Here is a 15,626-nt window from a genome sequence, read left to right as displayed (position 1 = left end):
GCCTCCAGCACCCCCTCCGCCTCCGCCGCCCAGGCGTCCAGCGCCGCCAGCGCCCGGCCGACCGTGGCGCGGTCCGGCGTCTTGGCGAGCGCTCCCGCGGCGGTCTGCGCCGCCAGCTCCTCCGCCCGCAGCGCCTCCTCGAGCCGCCCCGCGCGCCGGTGCTCCTTCGCCTTCGCGCGGAGCGCCTGCACCCGCTCCAGGGCGGGCGAGCGCTCCCCCTTGCGCGCGGCCACGAAGGGGAGCCAGGTTCGGTCGTCCGGGAGGGTGCTGGGCGGAGCGACGGCCGCCCACGTCCTCCCCCCCGCCGGGTGCGTCCGCGCCGACGGGCCGGTCACGTCGTCCTGGCACCCGGCGAGCGCCAGGGAGCAGCACGCGGGGACCAGGAGCGCGCGGAGACCGCCGAACGGGAAAAAGCGCATGGGCACCGGGGAGTCGGGAAACGGATGCCGGGCGGGCAAGCTGAAGCTACCCTGCGCCCGGGCGGGGGTCAAGCGGGGGGCGTTCTTGACACCCCTTCGGCGCGGCGGATAGGTTGGGATCGGACGTTCGATTGAACGAGGAAACGGATCCACGGGAGCATGGCCGCAACGCGCACCGCCTACGACGAGAAGCTGGAGAGCATTCTCCGGGCCGCCGCCGCGATCTTCGCGGAGAAGGGGTACCACCAGGCGAGCATCCGGGACATCGCGCGGGCGACGCGGGTCAGCCTGTCGGGGCTCTACTACTATTTCACCTCCAAGGAAGAGCTCCTCTTCCTGATCCAGGACCACGCCTTCGGCACCCTGGAGGACACGCTGGACCGGCTGCTGGAGGGGGTAAGCGACCCCCATCGCAAGCTCCGGCTCCTGGTTGAGAACCACCTACGGTACTTCGTCGGCAACATGGCGGAGATGAAGGTGCTCTCGCACGAGGCGGAGTCGCTGACCGGGGAGTACCGGGAGCGGGTCAACGCGCGCAAGCGGCGGCTCAGCGACCGGGCGGCGGCGATCCTGGAGGAGCTGGGCCCCGGGAACGGGATCGACCTCCGACTGGCGACGTTCTCGCTCTTCGGGATGATGAACTGGCTGTACAACTGGTACCGGCCGGGGAAGGACGTCCCGGTGGAGCAGCTCGCCGACCAGATGAGCCGCCTCTTCCTGGGCGGCTTCCTGCAGGACGGCACGGAAGTTCCCGCGGGCGCGCGCGAGGCCGCCCCCGGAGAGAACGCCCCCTCGATCTGGCGCTCCCAGGCCGACGGGGCCGCGTACGGCTGACCGCAGCACCAACCCTGAAACGGAGAGACGGATGGCTACCGCAACGACCGAGATCCCCGAGACCGCCGCCCAGACCCTGGTCCGCTACGAGGTCCGGGACGGGATCGCGATCTTCACGCTCGACGATCCGCCCGCGAACACGTACACGCACGAGATGATGCGCGACCTGGACGCGGCGATCCTCCGCGCGCGCTTCGACCCGTCGGTGGACGTGATCGTCGTCACCGGGAAGGGCGAGAAGTTCTTCTGCGCCGGCGCGAACATCAACATGCTGCAGAAGGCGGACCCCACCTGGAAGTACTACTTCTGCCTGCACGCCAACGAGACGCTGCTCCGCCTGGAGCACACTCCCAAGCTGGTGATCGCCGCGCTCAACGGGCACACCGTGGGCGGCGGGCTCGAGATCGCCATGGCGGCGGACCTCCGCGTCGCGCGCCGCGGCGCGGGCAAGGTGGGGCTCCCCGAGGTGGCGCTGGGCGTGCTCCCCGGCACCGGCGGCACCCAGCGGCTGACGAAGCTGGTGGGCGCCTCGAAGGCCATCCAGATCATGACCGAGGGGACCAACTTCGACTTCGACGAGGCGGAGCGCCTGGGGATCGTGAACCGGGTGGTCGACGCCGACTCCGGCGAGGCGTTCCTGGAGCAGGTCCTGGAGTACGCCCGCCAGTTCACCCGCCCCAACAAGGCCACCTTCGCCGTCGGCAACATCAAGCGCTCGTGCCAGAGCGGCGCCGAGCTGCCGCTGGAGCAGGGGCTGGCGCTGGAGCGTGAGCTGCAGGCGCTCCTCTTCAACTCGGAGGACGCGAAGGAGGGGCTGACCGCCTACGTCGAGAAGCGGCAGCCGAAGTTCTCCGGCAAGTAACCACCACGCGGGGAAGACGGGGGCGGGACCGCCGCGCGCCGGGAGCGCACGCGCGGGTCCCTCCCCCGCTTTCTCTTTTGGGAGACCGAGACCACCATGGCGACCGAAATCGAAGCGGGGGTGAGCCCCGGCAGGCTGTACATCGGCGGGGAGTGGCAGGACGCCGCCTCCGGCCGGACGTTCGAGACCGTGAACCCCTCCACCGGGGAGACGCTGACCACGGTGGCGGAGGGGGACGCGGAGGACGTCGACCGCGCCGTGCGCGCGGCGCGCGAAGCGTTCGAGGGAGGGAAGTGGGCGGAGATGTCCGCCCGCCAGCGCGGCAGGATCCTGTACCGCATGGGCGAGCTGATCGACCAGCGGCTGGACGAGCTGGCACGCCTGGAGACGCTGGACAACGGGAAGCCCTACCGCGAGGCCCGCGGCTTCGACATCAAGGACTCGGCGGAGTGCTTCCGCTACTACGCCGGCTGGGCCGACAAGGTGGAGGGGGAGGTGATCCCCGTCTCCGGCAGCTTCCTGAACTACACCCGCCGCGAGCCGGTGGGCGTCTGCGGGCAGATCATCCCCTGGAACTACCCGTTCCAGATGGCCGCCTGGAAGGTGGCGCCCGCGCTGGCGATGGGGAACACCGTGGTGCTGAAGCCCGCGGAGCAGACGCCGCTCACCGCGCTGGAGCTGGCCCGCATCGCGGAGGAGGCGGGGCTCCCCGCGGGGGTGCTGAACGTGGTCCCCGGCTTCGGCGAGACGGCCGGCGCCGCGCTGGTGGCGCACCCCGACGTGGACAAGATCGCCTTCACCGGCTCCACCGCGGTCGGCAAGCTGATCCAGCGCGAGGCCGCGGGCACGCTCAAGAAGCTGTCGCTGGAGCTGGGCGGGAAGAGCCCCAACATCGTCCTGGCGGACGCGGACCTGGACGCCGCGATCAAGGGCGCCACCATGGGGATCTTCTACAACACCGGCCAGGCCTGCACCGCCGGCTCGCGCCTGCTGGTGCACGAGAGCGTCCGGGACGAGTTCGTGGAGAAGCTCGCCAAGCGCGCCGCCGGGATGACGCCAGGCGACCCCTTCAACAAGGGCACGCGCATGGGCCCGCTCGTCTCGCGGGAGCAGCTGGACCGGGTGATGGGCTACGTCGAGAAGGGGAAGTCCGAGGGTGCCGAGCTGGTGCTGGGCGGCGACCGCCCGGTGGTCAACGGCGGCGGCGGCTTCTTCATGAACCCCACCATCTTCGACCGCGTCACGCCGGAGATGACCATCGCCCGCGAGGAGATCTTCGGCCCCGTGCTGGCGGTGACCACCTTCCGCGAGGTGGAGGAGGCGGTGGAGATCGCCCACAACACGGAGTACGGCCTGGCCGCGGCGGTGTGGACCCGCGACGTGGGCACGGCGCACCGGGTGGCGCACTCGCTCCGCGCCGGCACCGTGTGGATCAACATGTACCACGCGCTGGACGTCGGTGTGCCGTTCGGCGGCTACAAGCAGTCCGGGTACGGGCGGGAGCTGGGGAAGTACGCGCTGGACCTGTATACGCAGGTCAAGTCGGTGTGGGTGAACCTGACGTAGCGGAATGACCGAAGCCTACATCATCGACGCCTGCCGTACGCCCGTCGGGCGCTACGGCGGCGCCCTCGCCGCGGTGCGCCCGGACGACCTGGCGGCCATCGTCGTCCGGGCCATCGTGGAGCGCACCGGGGTCGAGCCGGAAGCGGTGGACGACGTGATCTTCGGGTGCGCCAACCAGGCGGGGGAGGACAACCGCAACGTGGCGCGCATGGCGTGGCTGCTGGCGGGGATGCCCGTCTCCGTGGCGGGGCAGACGGTGAACCGGCTCTGCGGGTCGGGGCTGCAGGCGGTGCGCTCGGCCTTCCACGCCATCTCCGCGGGCGAGGGGGAGGTGTTCGTCGCGTGCGGGGTGGAGAGCATGTCGCGGGCGCCCTGGGTGATGCTCAAGCCCGCCGAGGCGCCGCCGCGCGGGGTGCCCGAGATGGCGGACTCGCTCCTGGGATGGCGGTTCGTCAACCCGAAGATGCCGAAGGAGTGGACGGTGTCGCTCGGGGAGACGGCCGAGATCGTGGCGGAGGAGTTCGGCGTCTCGCGCGAGGACCAGGACGCGTTCGCGCTGGCGAGCCAGCAGCGCGCGGCGGCGGCCATCGCGGCGGGGCACTTCGCCGGGGAGATCGTCCCGGTGGAGGTGCCGCAGCGGAAGGGACCGCCCCGGGTGGTCCGCGACGACGAGCACCCGCGGGCGGACACGACGCAGGAGACGCTGGCGGGGCTGAAGCCGGCCTTCCGGAAGGAGGGGGGGACGGTCACCGCCGGGAACGCGTCGGGGCTCAACGACGGGGCCTCGGCGCTGCTGGTGGCGTCGGCCCCGGCGGCGGAGCGGGCGGGATGGAAGCCCATGGCGCGGATCGTCGCCAGCGCTGTGGCGGGGGTGGACCCGCACCGGATGGGGATCGGGCCGGTGCCGGCCACGCGCAAGGCGCTCGCGCGCGCGGGGCTGGAGGTGCGCGACCTGGGGCTGGTGGAGCTGAACGAGGCCTTCGCGGCGCAGTCGGTGGCGTGCATCCGGGAGCTGGGGCTGGACCCGGAGATCGTCAACGTCACCGGGGGCGCGGTCGCCATGGGGCATCCCCTGGGCTCCTCCGGCGCGCGCATCCTCACCACGCTGGTGCACGAGATGCGGCGGCGCGAAGTGCGCTACGGCCTCGCGAGCATGTGCATCGGCGTGGGACAGGGGATATCCATGATCGTGGAGCGCGTGTGAGCGCGGAGGGCACGTCGGACGCGGTCCTCCTCCGGGTCGAGGAGGGGGTCGCGTGGATCACACTGAACCGGCCGGACCGGCTGAACGCCTTCGCCGGAACGATGCGGGACGACCTGCACGACGCGGTGGACCGCGCGGCGGACCATCCGGAGACGCGGGTAATCGTCATCACGGGGGCGGGGCGCGGGTTCTGCACGGGCGCGGACGTGGAGGTGATGTCGGACCTCCTCGCGCGCGGCGACGCGGACACCTTCGAGCGCTACGTGGAGGCGGGGATGCGGGTGGTGCTCCGCCTCCACTCGGTGCGCCAGCCGGTGATCGCGGCGGTGAACGGGCCGGCGGCGGGCGCGGGCGCGTCGCTTGCACTCGCCTGCGACCTGCGCCTGGCCTCGGCGCGGGCGTCCATCGGCTTCACCTTCAACCGCATCGGGCTGCACCCGGACTGGGGGGCGAGCTGGTTCCTCCCCCGGATGGTGGGCGCCGGGCGCGCGGCGGAGCTGGTGTTCAGCGGGCGGATGGTGGACGCGGCGGAGGCGGAGCGGATCGGCCTCTTCGAGCGGGTGCTCCCGGAGGACGCCTTCGAGGAGGAGGTCCGCAAGGTAGCTCGAGAGTACGCGGCCCGGGCCCCGCTGGCGCTCGCGGCCGCCAAGGCGACGCTGGGACGCTCCTGGGGGAGCGACCTGAACACGATCCTCGCCGCGGAAGAGGAGGCGCAGCTCCGCTGCTTCCGCTCGGCCGACGCGCGCGAGGGGATCGCCGCCTTCCACGAGAAGCGGCGGCCGGAGTTCCGGGGGGAGTAAGCCCCCTCTCCCCCCGGCCCCCTCTCCCCCGCAAGCGGGAGAAAGGGGGAGAACGGCAGGAGCCGGTGCGGGGGAAGCGGCCGGGCAGTGATGATGACATACCTCCCCTCTCCCGCTTGCGGGGGAGGGGCCGGGGGAGGGGGCCTTCACGGAGGGAAGACGGGTGGACGAGAAGCTGGAGCGCGTGGGCGTCCTCGGCGCGGGGACGATGGGGCACGGGATCGCCCAGGTGTGCGCCATGGCGGGGTTCGGGGTCAGCCTTTTCGACCCGCAGCCGGGGCAGGTGGACGCGGCGCTGGCCGCGATCAAGGGGAACCTCGACAAGGGGGTGGAGCGCGGGAAGGTGTCCCCGGAGGTGCGCGGGATGGCGATCGCCAACCTGCACAAGGCGGCCGACCTGCGCGACGCGGTGAACGACGCGGACCTCGTCGTCGAGGCGGTGCCGGAGCGGATCGACGTCAAGCTGCGCACCTTCGAGGACGCGGACTGCCACGCGCCGGCGCACGCCGTCCTGGCGAGCAACACGTCGTCCATCAGCATCTCCCGGATCGCGGAGGCCACGGGGCGGCCGGCCCAAGTGGTGGGGCTGCACTTCTTCAACCCCGTCCACATCATGAAGCTGCTGGAGGTGGTGCGCGGCGAGGCCACCTCGCAGGCCACCGTGGACGCGGCGCTCGCCTTCGCGCGGAAGATCGGCAAGGAGCCCATCGTCGTGACGGACACGCCGGGGTTCGCGTCGTCGCGGCTCGGCGTGGTGCTCGGGCTGGAGGCTATGCGGATGGTGGAGCAGGGCGTCGCGTCGCCGCAGGACATCGACACGGCCATGACGCTGGGCTACAACCACCCCATGGGGCCGCTGCGGCTCACCGACCTGGTGGGGCTGGACGTGCGCCTCGGCATCGCGGAGTACCTGAACGACGCGCTCGGCGGGGAGCAGTACCGCCCGCCGGAGATCCTGCGGCGCATGGTGGCGGAGGGGAAGCTCGGGAAGAAGTCGGGCGAGGGATTCTACCGCTGGGAGGACGGCAAGTGAGCTACGAGACGATCCTGGTCGACATCGACGGCGCGGTCGCAACGGTCACCGTCAACCGGCCGGAGAAGCGGAACGCGCTCAACTCCCACGTCCGCGGTGACGTCGTCACGGCGCTGGACTTCCTCCGCGAGGAGGAATCGGTCCGCGTGGTGGTGTTCACCGGCGCGGGGGAGAAGGCCTTCGTCGCCGGGGCGGACATCGGCGAGTTCGCGCAGCGCACGCCGCTGGAGCAGCGCGCGGCCATGACGGGGCGCCGGGTGTTCGACGAGATCGCGGCATTCCCGAAGCCCACCATCGCCATGATCAACGGCTTCTGCCTGGGCGGCGGGTGCGAGCTGGCGCTGGCGTGCGACGTGCGGATCGCCTCGGACGGGGCGCGGCTCGGGCAGCCGGAAATCAACCTGGGGATCATCCCGGGCGGCGGCGGGACGCAGCGCCTCCCGCGCGTGGTCGGCACCGGGCAGGCCATGCGGCTGATCCTGTCCGGCGAGATCATCGACGCGGCGGAGGCGCTGCGGATCGGGCTGGTGGACGTGGTGCACCCCGCGGCGGAGCTGCGCGAGCGGACCATGGGATTCGCCCGCGGGATGGCGGCGAAGTCGCCGGTGGCGCTCCAGATGGCGAAGGCCGCGGTCCGCGCGGCGGCGGAGATGCCGCTCTCGGCCGGGCTCGCCTACGAGACGGAGCTGTTCGTGACCTGCTTCGGGAGCGACGACAAGCGCGAGGGCGTCGCCGCGTTCCTGGAGAAGCGCCCGGCGGAGTTCACCAGGCGGTAGCACGGACCTTCGGGGCGGGCCGGGAGCGCCGGCCTGCCCTGCCCTTCTTCCACGCTGGAACCGAGGTCGGCGGATCTGTGAAGACCGAGACGAAGCAGCGGTACATCGACTGGCGCTGGTGGCTGACGGTTCTCCTCGTCTCGGCGGTCGCGGCGGGAGCGGGGTTCGCCGTGGGGATGTGGCTGGGGCGATAGTTCAGAGAGGCTCTTAACCCGGATGCGCGACGTTCGATGACTGATACTGAGCTGACTGAGGCGTTACTTGAGCGGATTGGGGACGGGGAAAGCGCTCCGTTTCTCTTCGTCGGTTCAGGTCTTTCTCGCCGCTATCTCGGATTGGAGAACTGGGAGTCTCTACTCAGAAAGTTCGCTCTGCTGGGTGGGAACCCGTACCCGTACTACGCCGCACAGGCAGGGCGCGACAACCTGCCGAAAGTCGCCTCTCTTATCGCCGATGACTACTTCAAGCTGTGGTGGGAGAAGGACGAGTTCAGAGAGGAGCGCGAGAAGTACGGCGAGAGCTGTGCAAGTAAGAGTTCGCCTCTGAAATTCTCTATAGCAAACTACATCGAGGAGTCATCGGATCTCGGACGTATACCTGCCGAACTCCACGAAGAGGTTGAGTTGCTCTCCCAGGTTCAGATCGATGGAATAATCACGACGAACTGGGACAGCTTCTTAGAGCAGGTATTCCCAGATTTCACTGTATTTGTCGGGCAACGAGAGGCAATATTTGCCCGCTCATACTCGGTAGCGGAGATCTTCAAGATCCACGGCAGCCATACCCAACCGAATTCTTTAGTCCTAACCGAGGAGGACTACAGCGAATACAATGCACGCAATAAATATCTTGCCGCCAAACTCATAACGACCTTCCTAGAGCATCCAGTGGTCTTCTTTGGGTACTCCCTTAGTGACGATAACATCAGAGAAATTCTCAGCTCGGTTCTAGACTGCCTCGACGAGGAGCGAGTCGAATTACTCCGTAAACGGTTGGTCTTCGTTCAGCGAGCGACTGATGGGGTTGCTCCCTCTATCTCGGAATCGACTATCAGCATTGGTGATCGCGACCTTCGAGTGACTACTGCGAACGCTACGTCTTTTGGCCCGGTTTACCGTGCCCTTGCATCGACTGAGCGGCGTATCAGCGCGAAGCTCCTGCGGCAGCTCAAGGATCATTTATACGAACTGGTCAGAACTAATGATCCGACCGAGCAGATTGCGGTCGTGGATATCGAGAATCTAGACTCCTTCAAAGACGTTGACATAGTAGTTGGAGTGGGTATCGCAAGTGAGCTTGGCGAGAAGGGATTCAAGCCGATCACAATGTCGGAAATTTATTCCGATGTGGTTCATGGGGAGCATCGATTTGACGGCCGAGCAAAGGAAGTAGTTGAGTACACGCTCGCGAGTAACATCAAGGGCAACCGAAAGAACGTTCCGATTTTTAAGTATCTTCGTTTGGCGGGACTCCTTGATGAAAATGGGAGACCCTGTCGTGGGCAGATGCCTGAAAACGTATTTGAGAATGCAATGCTAGACAAAGCATCGTTCGAAGATACTGCATACGCGTACAAGCGCGGAGAAGTACAGGGCATGTCAATTCGGGATCTGGAGGCACAATACGGTCCAGGTCGCGCATGTGCGTACATCACGTTCACTTACCCCGACGTGAATGAGTTAGAAGAGTTTCTGCGTCGCAACTACTCCCTTCTAGACGACAAGAACTCTGGAAATTGGTACCGCAAGCTAATTTGTATCTATGATCGCCTAAAATACGGACCTGGCTTTCCGGTGGAGGCGGCTGACTGTTGAGTGTTGACACCGACGTTATCTCGCAATTCGACAAGGTCCCGATTTCTGACGCTCGTGCGAGGTCGCGGCTTAGAGCAGTTTTAATTTGCGCGTGGGTGCGGAGGAACCGCTACGACGGTCCGCCGCGCCATTCGAGCCTGAGGGGGAGAGGCTTTCTAACCCACAGGCAAACCGCTCCAACGAAAATTGAGCCGCAACAACATAGCCATTCGGCGGTCCGAGAAACGCTGGGCGAATTCCTTCAAAGGTGATGCAGGCTCTCTGGCGGCGCTCAAGGCCCTAAAGGAGCACGCCGCTGGGCGCTACCTGCTATGGATGCGTCCACACACTCTGCCTATTCTCGCCCCACCATCGCCCCCTCCGCCGCCCGCAGCAGATCGTCGCTCTCCGCCCGCAGCCGCCACCCCCCTTCAGCCGCCGCGCCCACCACATGTCCGCGTCCTCCGGCTGGCTCATCGAACACGAGCGGCTTGCGCGGAGCCTTCACATGCGTTCAGAGGATTGCTCGATGGCGACACCTGTCTAAAGTTCTAGGCATGAGTACAGTTCAAGAAATCGAGCGGGCAGTCATCGGGCTGTCGCTGGCGGAACTGGCCGAGTTCCGGGCCTGGTTCCTCGAGTTCGACGCTGCCGCATGGGACCGGCAGATCGAGCAGGATGTCGCATCAGGACGGCTCGACGCTCTTGCGGAGGAGGCACTCGAGGATCTGCGGGCCAACCGTACACGTAGGCTGTGACGCATCGCGGCAGCCCACGATTCTGGCGGGCAGCCGATGGGCTTCGTCCGGACGTCCGGCGCGTGCCGACGTGAGCTTGGAGCTGCTCAAGCGCGACCAGCGGCATCCGTCACTTCACTTCAAGAGAGTCGGCCGGTTCTGGTCGGCCCGGGTGGGGCTGCACTACCGGGCGCTGGCGGTGCGGCAGGACGCCGATCTGGTCTGGTTCTGGATCGGCTCTCACGCCGAGTACGACCGGCTGATCCACCCGCGTTGAGGATTCGCGCCCGTCCTACGCCACCATCACCCCCTCCACCGCGCGCAGCAGGTCGTCGCCCTCGAACGGCACCCGCAGCAGCCGCCCCACGGCGAGCCGGCGCGCCCACCACAGGTCCGCCTCCTCCGGCTGGTTCACAAGCGCCACCACCCCCACCCGCTCCGTCCGCGGATCGTCCCGCAGCCGCCGCACCACGGCCCAGCCGTTGTCGCGTGGGTCGCGCACGTCCACCACCGCCGCGTCCGGCGGGAACATCGCGGCCGTCTCCACCGGCAGCTCGCCCGCGGGCGGCTCCACCACAGTGAAGAGCGAGCGCAGCAGCCTGCGTCGGATCTCCGTGCGCAGCGCCTCGTCCACGATGGCGAGCACCACCGTGGGCCGGCGCGTCGCCTCCTCCCAGATTGCATCCACCAGCCCCTCGATGGCCGCCGGCGGGAAGCCGGCGTTCGGACGCGGACGGTTCATCGGCTCCTCCGCAGCGCGGCGGTGAGCCGGAAGGGCAGACCGCCCCCCCGGAAGACACCCTCTGGCACCGCGATCCTGGCGATCATCCGCGGTCGTCCCGCGCCGGCCCCTCCGTCACCCGCTCCATGACCGCCAGCAGCCCCTCCGGCGCAAACGGCACCGGCACCAGGCAGGCGACCCCGAGCTGCCGCGCCCGCGAGCGGTCCGCCTCGCGCGGCGCCGACACCAGCCCCACCACGGGGATGCGCCCGGCCCGCGGGTCCAGCCGGAGCCGGCGGACCCCGTCCCAGCCGGCCGGCGTGCGCAGGTCCGCCAGCACCGCCCCGGCCGCCGGGTCCTCCCCGGCGGGCCGAAGCTCCCCCTCCGGCGGCTCCACCACCGTGAACCATCCCCGCACCAGGATCCGGCGCACCTCACCGCGCAGCGGCTCGTCCGCGATGGCGAGCAGCGCGGTGGGGCGGCGCTCCGCCTCCTCCCACACCGCGTCCACCGCGGCGGCGATCTCCGCGGACCGGTCTGCGCCCAGCAGCAGGCGAGTCATCGCTTCCCCTTCAGCAGGCCGGCGAGCTTGTTCGGGCGGCGCATGGCCTCCGCCCACAGGTCGCCCACTTCGGCGACGCGCTCCGGCACGGTGTCGATGGTGAACGCCCGGAAGTCCAGGTCGTCCGTGAGCTCGTCCCAGCGAAGCGGAGTGGAGACGGTGGCGCCCGGCTTGGCGCGCACCGCGTACACCCCCGCGACGGTCTTTCCCAGGATGTTCTGCAGGTAGTCCACGTAGACGGTGCCTTTCGGGCGGCGGCGCGTCATCCGCTCGACCGTGGCGGCCTCCGGGTGGAGGGCGGCCACGCGCGTCGCGACGATCTGCGCCACCAGTGTGGCGGCCTCCAGCGGCGTCTTCGGAGGGAGAGGAAGGTAGACGTGCAGCCCCGACGAGCCCGACGTCTTCAGCGCGCCGTGCAGCCCGAAGCCGTCCAGCTCCTCCCGGATCCAGCGCGCCACCTGCACGACCGTGCGGAAACCGGCGCCGGGCCCGGGGTCCAGGTCCAGGATGGTGTAGTCCGCGAACTCCAGCCGCCCCACCCGCGAGTGCCAGGGATCGTAGGAGACTGCCCCGAGCTGGACGGTGTAGAGCAGCGTCGCCAGGTTCCCGCCCACGAAGCGGCGCTGCGGCTCCCCCTCCTCGCTCACCAGCGCCTCCACCCGCACCCCCGGGGGCACCGATTCGGGGGCGGACTGCTGGTAGAACGCTTCCCCCCGGATCCCGTCGGGGAAGCGCCTGAGCACCAGCGGCCGGTCCTGCATGGCGGGGAGGACAAGATCGGACATCCGGGCGTAGTAGTCCAGGAGGTCCCCCTTCGTCCGTTTCGGACGGGGGAAGAACGTCTTCCCCAGGCTGGACACCTCCAGCCTTCCCTCGGGCAGCTCCAGCACCCCGTCGCCCCCGCCCTCCCGGACCGCGGCGACCTGCTCCACCACGTCCGCGGCGCCCCTGCCGGCCGCGCGGCGACCCCGCCGCTTCTGCTTTGCCGAAGCGGGAGGCTCTGGAGCCGGAGCGCCGCCGACGGGCTCCCGCACCACCTCCTTGGGGTCCTTGTCGTCGCGGACGCCGCGGAAGACCGGCTGGCGGAGCTTGCCGTCCGCCGTCCATTCGTTGAAGCGGACCTCCACCACCACGCGCGGCGTCACCCAGTGCGCCGGCTGGTTCGTCTGCGGGCGGCTGGAGAAGGGCGGGGTCTTCCGCTCCAGCGGGCGGAGCCGGCGCGCCATGTCGGCCAGGCCGGCGCGGGTGAGCCCCGTCCCCGTGTGCCCCGCGTACACCAGCTTCCCCGCGGGGTCGTAGTAGCCCAGCAGCAGCGCCCCGATGTGCTGCCGGGTGTTGCGCGGCTCCGTCCACCCGCCCACCACGAACTCCTGCGTGTTCTCCAGCTTCAGCTTGCGCCAGGCGGAGGAGCGGCGCCCCGGCTCGTACGCTGCGTCCGTCCGCTTCGCCACGATCCCCTCCCACCCCTCCGCCCGGGCACGCCGCGCCAGCGCGTCGGGGTCCGCCTCCGTCTCGCCCAGCCAGAGCCGCTCCGTGGCGCGCCCGCCGAGCAGCGCCTCCAGCGCGGCCCGGCGCTCCGTCCACGGCTCCGCCAGGAGCACCTCGTCGCCGTCCACCAGCAGGTCGAAGGCGACCAGCGAGACCGGCGCCTCCTCCGCCCCGCGGCGGATCTCCCGCGCGTCCTCCAGGTGCATCCGCCCCTGCAGCTCCCCGAAGCGTCCCGCCCGCCCTCCCGAGACCGCCACGACCTCGCCGTCCAGCACCACGGGGCGCTCCGCCTCCGCCGCGAGGGCGCGCGCCGCCTCCGCGGCCTCCGGGAACTGCCGCGCCTTGTCGTTGCCGTTGCGCGTCAGCAGCACCGCGGCGTCCGGCGTGGCGAAGGCCAGCACCCGGATCCCGTCGTACTTGGGCTCGAAGGTCCACCCCGCGCCTTCGGGCGCCTCCGTTCCGGAGGTGGCGAGCATCGGCCGCAACGCGGACGCGTCCGGGAGGGTGGGCGCTTCGCGCGCGGGGGCGCCGGCCGGGGCCGCCGGCTTCGAGCGGTTGGAGCGCCAGGTGCGCCGCCCGCCCTTCCCGGCGGCGATCTCCTCCATGCTGCGCCCGGTAGCCACCGAGGTCGTCGCCTCGGCCGTGAGGTCGCGCGCGGCGTCGGCGGCGGGGTCCTCGTGCTTGATCAGCAGCCACTGCGGCTTGCCGTCCTCGTCGTCGCCGCGGCGCGTCCGCACCAGCGCCCACGAGCCGCGCAGCCGCTCGCCGTGAAAGGTGACGCTGAGCTTCCCCCGGCGCAGCCCCGCCCGCATCGCCCGCTCGGGGTCCTCACCCGCCTCCAGGTCGTCCGGGGCGTAGGTGCCGCGGTCCCAGAGCATCACCGTCCCGCCGCCGTACTCCCCCTTCGGGATCGTCCCCTCGAACGCGTTGTACTCCATGGGGTGGTCCTCCACCTCCACGGCCAGCCGCTTCACGGCCGGGTCCAGGCTGGGGCCCCTGGGCACCGCCCAGCTCTTCATCACCCCGTCCACCTCCAGCCGCAGGTCGTAGTGGAGGTGGCTGGCGGCGTGCTTCTGCACCACGAAGGCGAGCCCCTTCGCGCCGGTCGGCGAGCCGGTGCCGCGCGGCTCCGGCGTCCGGCGGAAGTCCCGCTTGCGGCGGTACTCGGCGAGGCGGGTCCCTGCCATGGATCAGGCCGTCTTCCGCTTCGCCGTCTTCTTCCCGGAGGACGCCTTCTTCCTGGGCGCCGCCTTTCCGCCCTTCTTCTCCAGGCTCTTCTGCAGCCGCTCCATCAGGTCGATGACGCCCGCCGTGTCCGGCTCCGGGGCCTCCTTGAGGTTGACCTTCTTCCCCTTGAGCTTGGCGTTGATGATCCGCAGCAGGTTCGCCTGGTACTCGTCCTTGTACTTCCCGGGCTCGAAGTCCGTGGTCAGGCTGGCGACCAGCTGCTGCGCCATCTTCAGCTCCTGCGGGCGGATCTCGTCCGCGGCCGGGAACTGGAACTCGCCCTGGTCGATCACCTCGGTGGCGAAGCGCATCAGGTCCAGCACCAGCGCGTCGTCCACCACCTTCACCGAGGCCAGGTACTGCTTCTGCCGCAGCGTGATGGTGCCGATCCCCACCGTCGCCGTCTCGCGCATGGCCTCGCGGAGCAGGGCGTACGCCTTCCCCCCCTGCCCCGTGGGCACCAGGTAGTAGGGCTTCTCGAAGTAGCGCGGGTCGATCTCGTCCTCGCGCACGAAGTCCTGGATGTCGAAGGTCTTCGAGGTGGCGAGCGCCGCCTGCTTGAAGTCCTCCTCCGCCATGACCACGAACTTCCCCTTCTCGTACTCGTAGCCCTTCACCACCTGGTCCCAGGGGACCGGCTCCCCCTTCTTGTCCTTGCAGACCCGCTCGTACCCCAGGGGGCACTGGTCCTTCTCGCGCAGGAGCTTGAAGCTGATCCCCTCGCTGCGGACGGCGCTGTGCAGCCCCACCGGGATGTTGACCAGGCCGAAGTTGATGCTACCCTTCCAGATCGTGCTCGCCATGAGTCCCTCGGATGTCGATCGATGGCCCTCGCCGGGTCGGGACCCAAGCGCAAGACGGATGCCGCAGATTCGTCTAAATGCCCATATAAGCGGCAGTTACGGGTTACGGGCCATGTAACAGCCCGCGTGCCGGGGCACGGGAAATGCTGTTCTCTTCCGCGACGCGACCAGCCACCGAGCAGAGATGATCTCCGCATCCGCCGTCGACGCACCCCGCAGCCCCGGGCAGCTCCTCAAGGAGGCGCTGCAGGGCTCCCCCGACGCCCAGGACCTCCACGCCGTGCGGCTGGGGATCTCCAGGCGCCGGCTGAACGAGATCCTGAACGAGCGCCGCGGCGTCACCGCCGACTCCGCGCTGCGGCTGGCCCGCTACCTGGGGACCACCCCGGAGTTCTGGCTGGAGTCGCAGGCGTGCCACGACCTGTCGCACGCGCGCCGCGACCGGAAGCTGATGCGGGAGATCGAGGGGATCCAGCCGCTTCGCTCCGTCGGGAGCGGGCGGCCGCACGGGGTGCTGAGGCTGGTGGGCGCCACGGGGGAGGACGGGCCTTCGGAGTCGTCCGGGAGGGCTGCGGAAGCCGACGCGGACGGGGCAGCGGCGCTCCGCCGGGAGGTGGAGCTGCTGCGCGCGGCGGTCGCGCGCCAGGGGCGCGAGCTGCGGGAGGCGGCCCTGCTTCGCGAGTTCCTGCGCGGCAGGGGGCTCCTCCGCGAGGCGGAGCGCTACGCCCGCGTCAAGTCAGAGCTGCAGGGGATGGAGACGGAGGAGCGATAGCCCCGGTGCGCGGAGCTTGCCCGGAAGGG

Annotated in this window: 16 protein-coding genes; 11 read left to right on the top strand and 5 right to left on the bottom strand. The window is 69.8% G+C overall.

The genetic code is table 11. From position 1 onward, the window contains the following. A partial coding sequence (locus VGR37_12420; GenBank protein ID HEV2148200.1) for a hypothetical protein occupies nt 1-419 on the bottom strand: 419 nt, incomplete at its 3' end. Between the two features lie 159 nt (nt 420-578). On the opposite strand from VGR37_12420, the gene VGR37_12415 reads away from it, so the two are divergent. The 10 genes from VGR37_12415 (at nt 579) to VGR37_12370 (ending at nt 10,301) form a co-directional block, all read left to right on the top strand. Continuing rightward, nucleotides 579-1,253 carry a TetR/AcrR family transcriptional regulator gene (locus tag VGR37_12415; protein ID HEV2148199.1) on the top strand — a complete coding sequence of 225 codons (675 nt, stop codon included), beginning with the start codon at nt 579-581 and terminating at the stop codon, nt 1,251-1,253. A 31-nt stretch (nt 1,254-1,284) separates the two neighbouring features. Beyond that, nucleotides 1,285-2,115: an enoyl-CoA hydratase/isomerase family protein gene (locus VGR37_12410; protein HEV2148198.1), complete on the top strand. Its 831-nt coding sequence runs from the start codon at nt 1,285-1,287 to the stop codon at nt 2,113-2,115. A 96-nt stretch (nt 2,116-2,211) separates the two neighbouring features. Next, nucleotides 2,212-3,681: an aldehyde dehydrogenase family protein gene (locus VGR37_12405; protein HEV2148197.1), complete on the top strand. Its 1,470-nt coding sequence runs from the start codon at nt 2,212-2,214 to the stop codon at nt 3,679-3,681. A 4-nt stretch (nt 3,682-3,685) separates the two neighbouring features. Further along, complete coding sequence (locus VGR37_12400) at nt 3,686-4,885, top strand: acetyl-CoA C-acyltransferase (GenBank protein ID HEV2148196.1); 1,200 nt, start codon at nt 3,686-3,688, stop codon at nt 4,883-4,885. Continuing rightward, on the top strand, nt 4,882-5,685 hold the full coding sequence (locus tag VGR37_12395; protein HEV2148195.1) for an enoyl-CoA hydratase-related protein: 804 nt from the start codon (nt 4,882-4,884) through the stop codon (nt 5,683-5,685). The genes VGR37_12400 and VGR37_12395 overlap by 4 nt, the downstream gene beginning before the upstream one ends. Nucleotides 5,686-5,848: 163 nt before the next feature. Continuing rightward, nucleotides 5,849-6,718, top strand: a complete 870-nt coding sequence (locus tag VGR37_12390; GenBank protein ID HEV2148194.1) for a 3-hydroxyacyl-CoA dehydrogenase family protein — start codon at nt 5,849-5,851, stop codon at nt 6,716-6,718. Next, a complete protein-coding gene (locus VGR37_12385) occupies nt 6,715-7,494 on the top strand; it encodes an enoyl-CoA hydratase-related protein (GenBank protein ID HEV2148193.1) in 780 nt (259 codons plus the stop codon). Before VGR37_12390 ends, VGR37_12385 begins: the two co-directional genes overlap by 4 nt. Before the next feature lie 230 nt (nt 7,495-7,724). Beyond that, on the top strand, nt 7,725-9,308 hold the full coding sequence (locus VGR37_12380; protein HEV2148192.1) for an SIR2 family protein: 1,584 nt from the start codon (nt 7,725-7,727) through the stop codon (nt 9,306-9,308). Nucleotides 9,309-9,844: 536 nt separating this feature from the next. Next, nucleotides 9,845-10,045, top strand: a complete 201-nt coding sequence (locus tag VGR37_12375; protein ID HEV2148191.1) for a hypothetical protein — start codon at nt 9,845-9,847, stop codon at nt 10,043-10,045. Nucleotides 10,046-10,115: 70 nt separating this feature from the next. Continuing rightward, nucleotides 10,116-10,301: a hypothetical protein gene (locus tag VGR37_12370; GenBank protein HEV2148190.1), complete on the top strand. Its 186-nt coding sequence runs from the start codon at nt 10,116-10,118 to the stop codon at nt 10,299-10,301. A gap of 15 nt (nt 10,302-10,316) precedes the next feature. On the opposite strand, the gene VGR37_12365 is transcribed toward VGR37_12370, so the two are convergent. From VGR37_12365 to VGR37_12350, 4 genes are all read right to left on the bottom strand, one after another. Continuing rightward, a complete protein-coding gene (locus VGR37_12365) occupies nt 10,317-10,766 on the bottom strand; it encodes a hypothetical protein (protein ID HEV2148189.1) in 450 nt (149 codons plus the stop codon). Nucleotides 10,767-10,848: 82 nt separating this feature from the next. Further along, entirely contained in the window at nt 10,849-11,307 is a 459-nt protein-coding gene (locus tag VGR37_12360; protein ID HEV2148188.1) for a hypothetical protein, read from the bottom strand. Then, nucleotides 11,304-13,982, bottom strand: a complete 2,679-nt coding sequence (gene ligD, locus VGR37_12355; GenBank protein HEV2148187.1) for a DNA ligase D — start codon at nt 13,980-13,982, stop codon at nt 11,304-11,306. The genes VGR37_12360 and ligD overlap by 4 nt, the downstream gene beginning before the upstream one ends. A 3-nt stretch (nt 13,983-13,985) precedes the next feature. Beyond that, entirely contained in the window at nt 13,986-14,825 is an 840-nt protein-coding gene (locus VGR37_12350) for a Ku protein (protein ID HEV2148186.1), read from the bottom strand. A 184-nt stretch (nt 14,826-15,009) separates the two neighbouring features. On the opposite strand from VGR37_12350, the gene VGR37_12345 reads away from it, so the two are divergent. Further along, a complete protein-coding gene (locus VGR37_12345) occupies nt 15,010-15,597 on the top strand; it encodes a HigA family addiction module antitoxin (GenBank protein HEV2148185.1) in 588 nt (195 codons plus the stop codon). Nucleotides 15,598-15,626: the final 29 nt, after the last annotated feature.

It is taken from the genome of Longimicrobiaceae bacterium (assembly GCA_035936415.1).
Lineage (GTDB): Bacteria > Gemmatimonadota > Gemmatimonadetes > Longimicrobiales > Longimicrobiaceae > JAFAYN01.
This window is presented reverse-complemented; position numbering and strand designations above follow the sequence as displayed.

Bases quoted from the DNA above. Each gene is read 5' to 3' on its own strand.
- VGR37_12415 (HEV2148199.1), top strand. From the start codon at position 579: ATGGCCGCAACGCGCACCGCCTACGACGAGAAGCTGGAGAGCATTCTC.
- VGR37_12410 (HEV2148198.1), top strand. From the start codon at position 1,285: ATGGCTACCGCAACGACCGAGATCCCCGAGACCGCCGCCCAGACCCTG.
- VGR37_12405 (HEV2148197.1), top strand. From the start codon at position 2,212: ATGGCGACCGAAATCGAAGCGGGGGTGAGCCCCGGCAGGCTGTACATC.
- VGR37_12400 (HEV2148196.1), top strand. From the start codon at position 3,686: ATGACCGAAGCCTACATCATCGACGCCTGCCGTACGCCCGTCGGGCGC.
- VGR37_12380 (HEV2148192.1), top strand. From the start codon at position 7,725: ATGACTGATACTGAGCTGACTGAGGCGTTACTTGAGCGGATTGGGGAC.
- VGR37_12375 (HEV2148191.1), top strand. From the start codon at position 9,845: ATGAGTACAGTTCAAGAAATCGAGCGGGCAGTCATCGGGCTGTCGCTG.
- VGR37_12365 (HEV2148189.1), bottom strand. From the start codon at position 10,766: ATGAACCGTCCGCGTCCGAACGCCGGCTTCCCGCCGGCGGCCATCGAG.
- VGR37_12360 (HEV2148188.1), bottom strand. From the start codon at position 11,307: ATGACTCGCCTGCTGCTGGGCGCAGACCGGTCCGCGGAGATCGCCGCC.
- ligD (HEV2148187.1), bottom strand. From the start codon at position 13,982: ATGGCAGGGACCCGCCTCGCCGAGTACCGCCGCAAGCGGGACTTCCGC.
- VGR37_12350 (HEV2148186.1), bottom strand. From the start codon at position 14,825: ATGGCGAGCACGATCTGGAAGGGTAGCATCAACTTCGGCCTGGTCAAC.
- VGR37_12345 (HEV2148185.1), top strand. From the start codon at position 15,010: ATGATCTCCGCATCCGCCGTCGACGCACCCCGCAGCCCCGGGCAGCTC.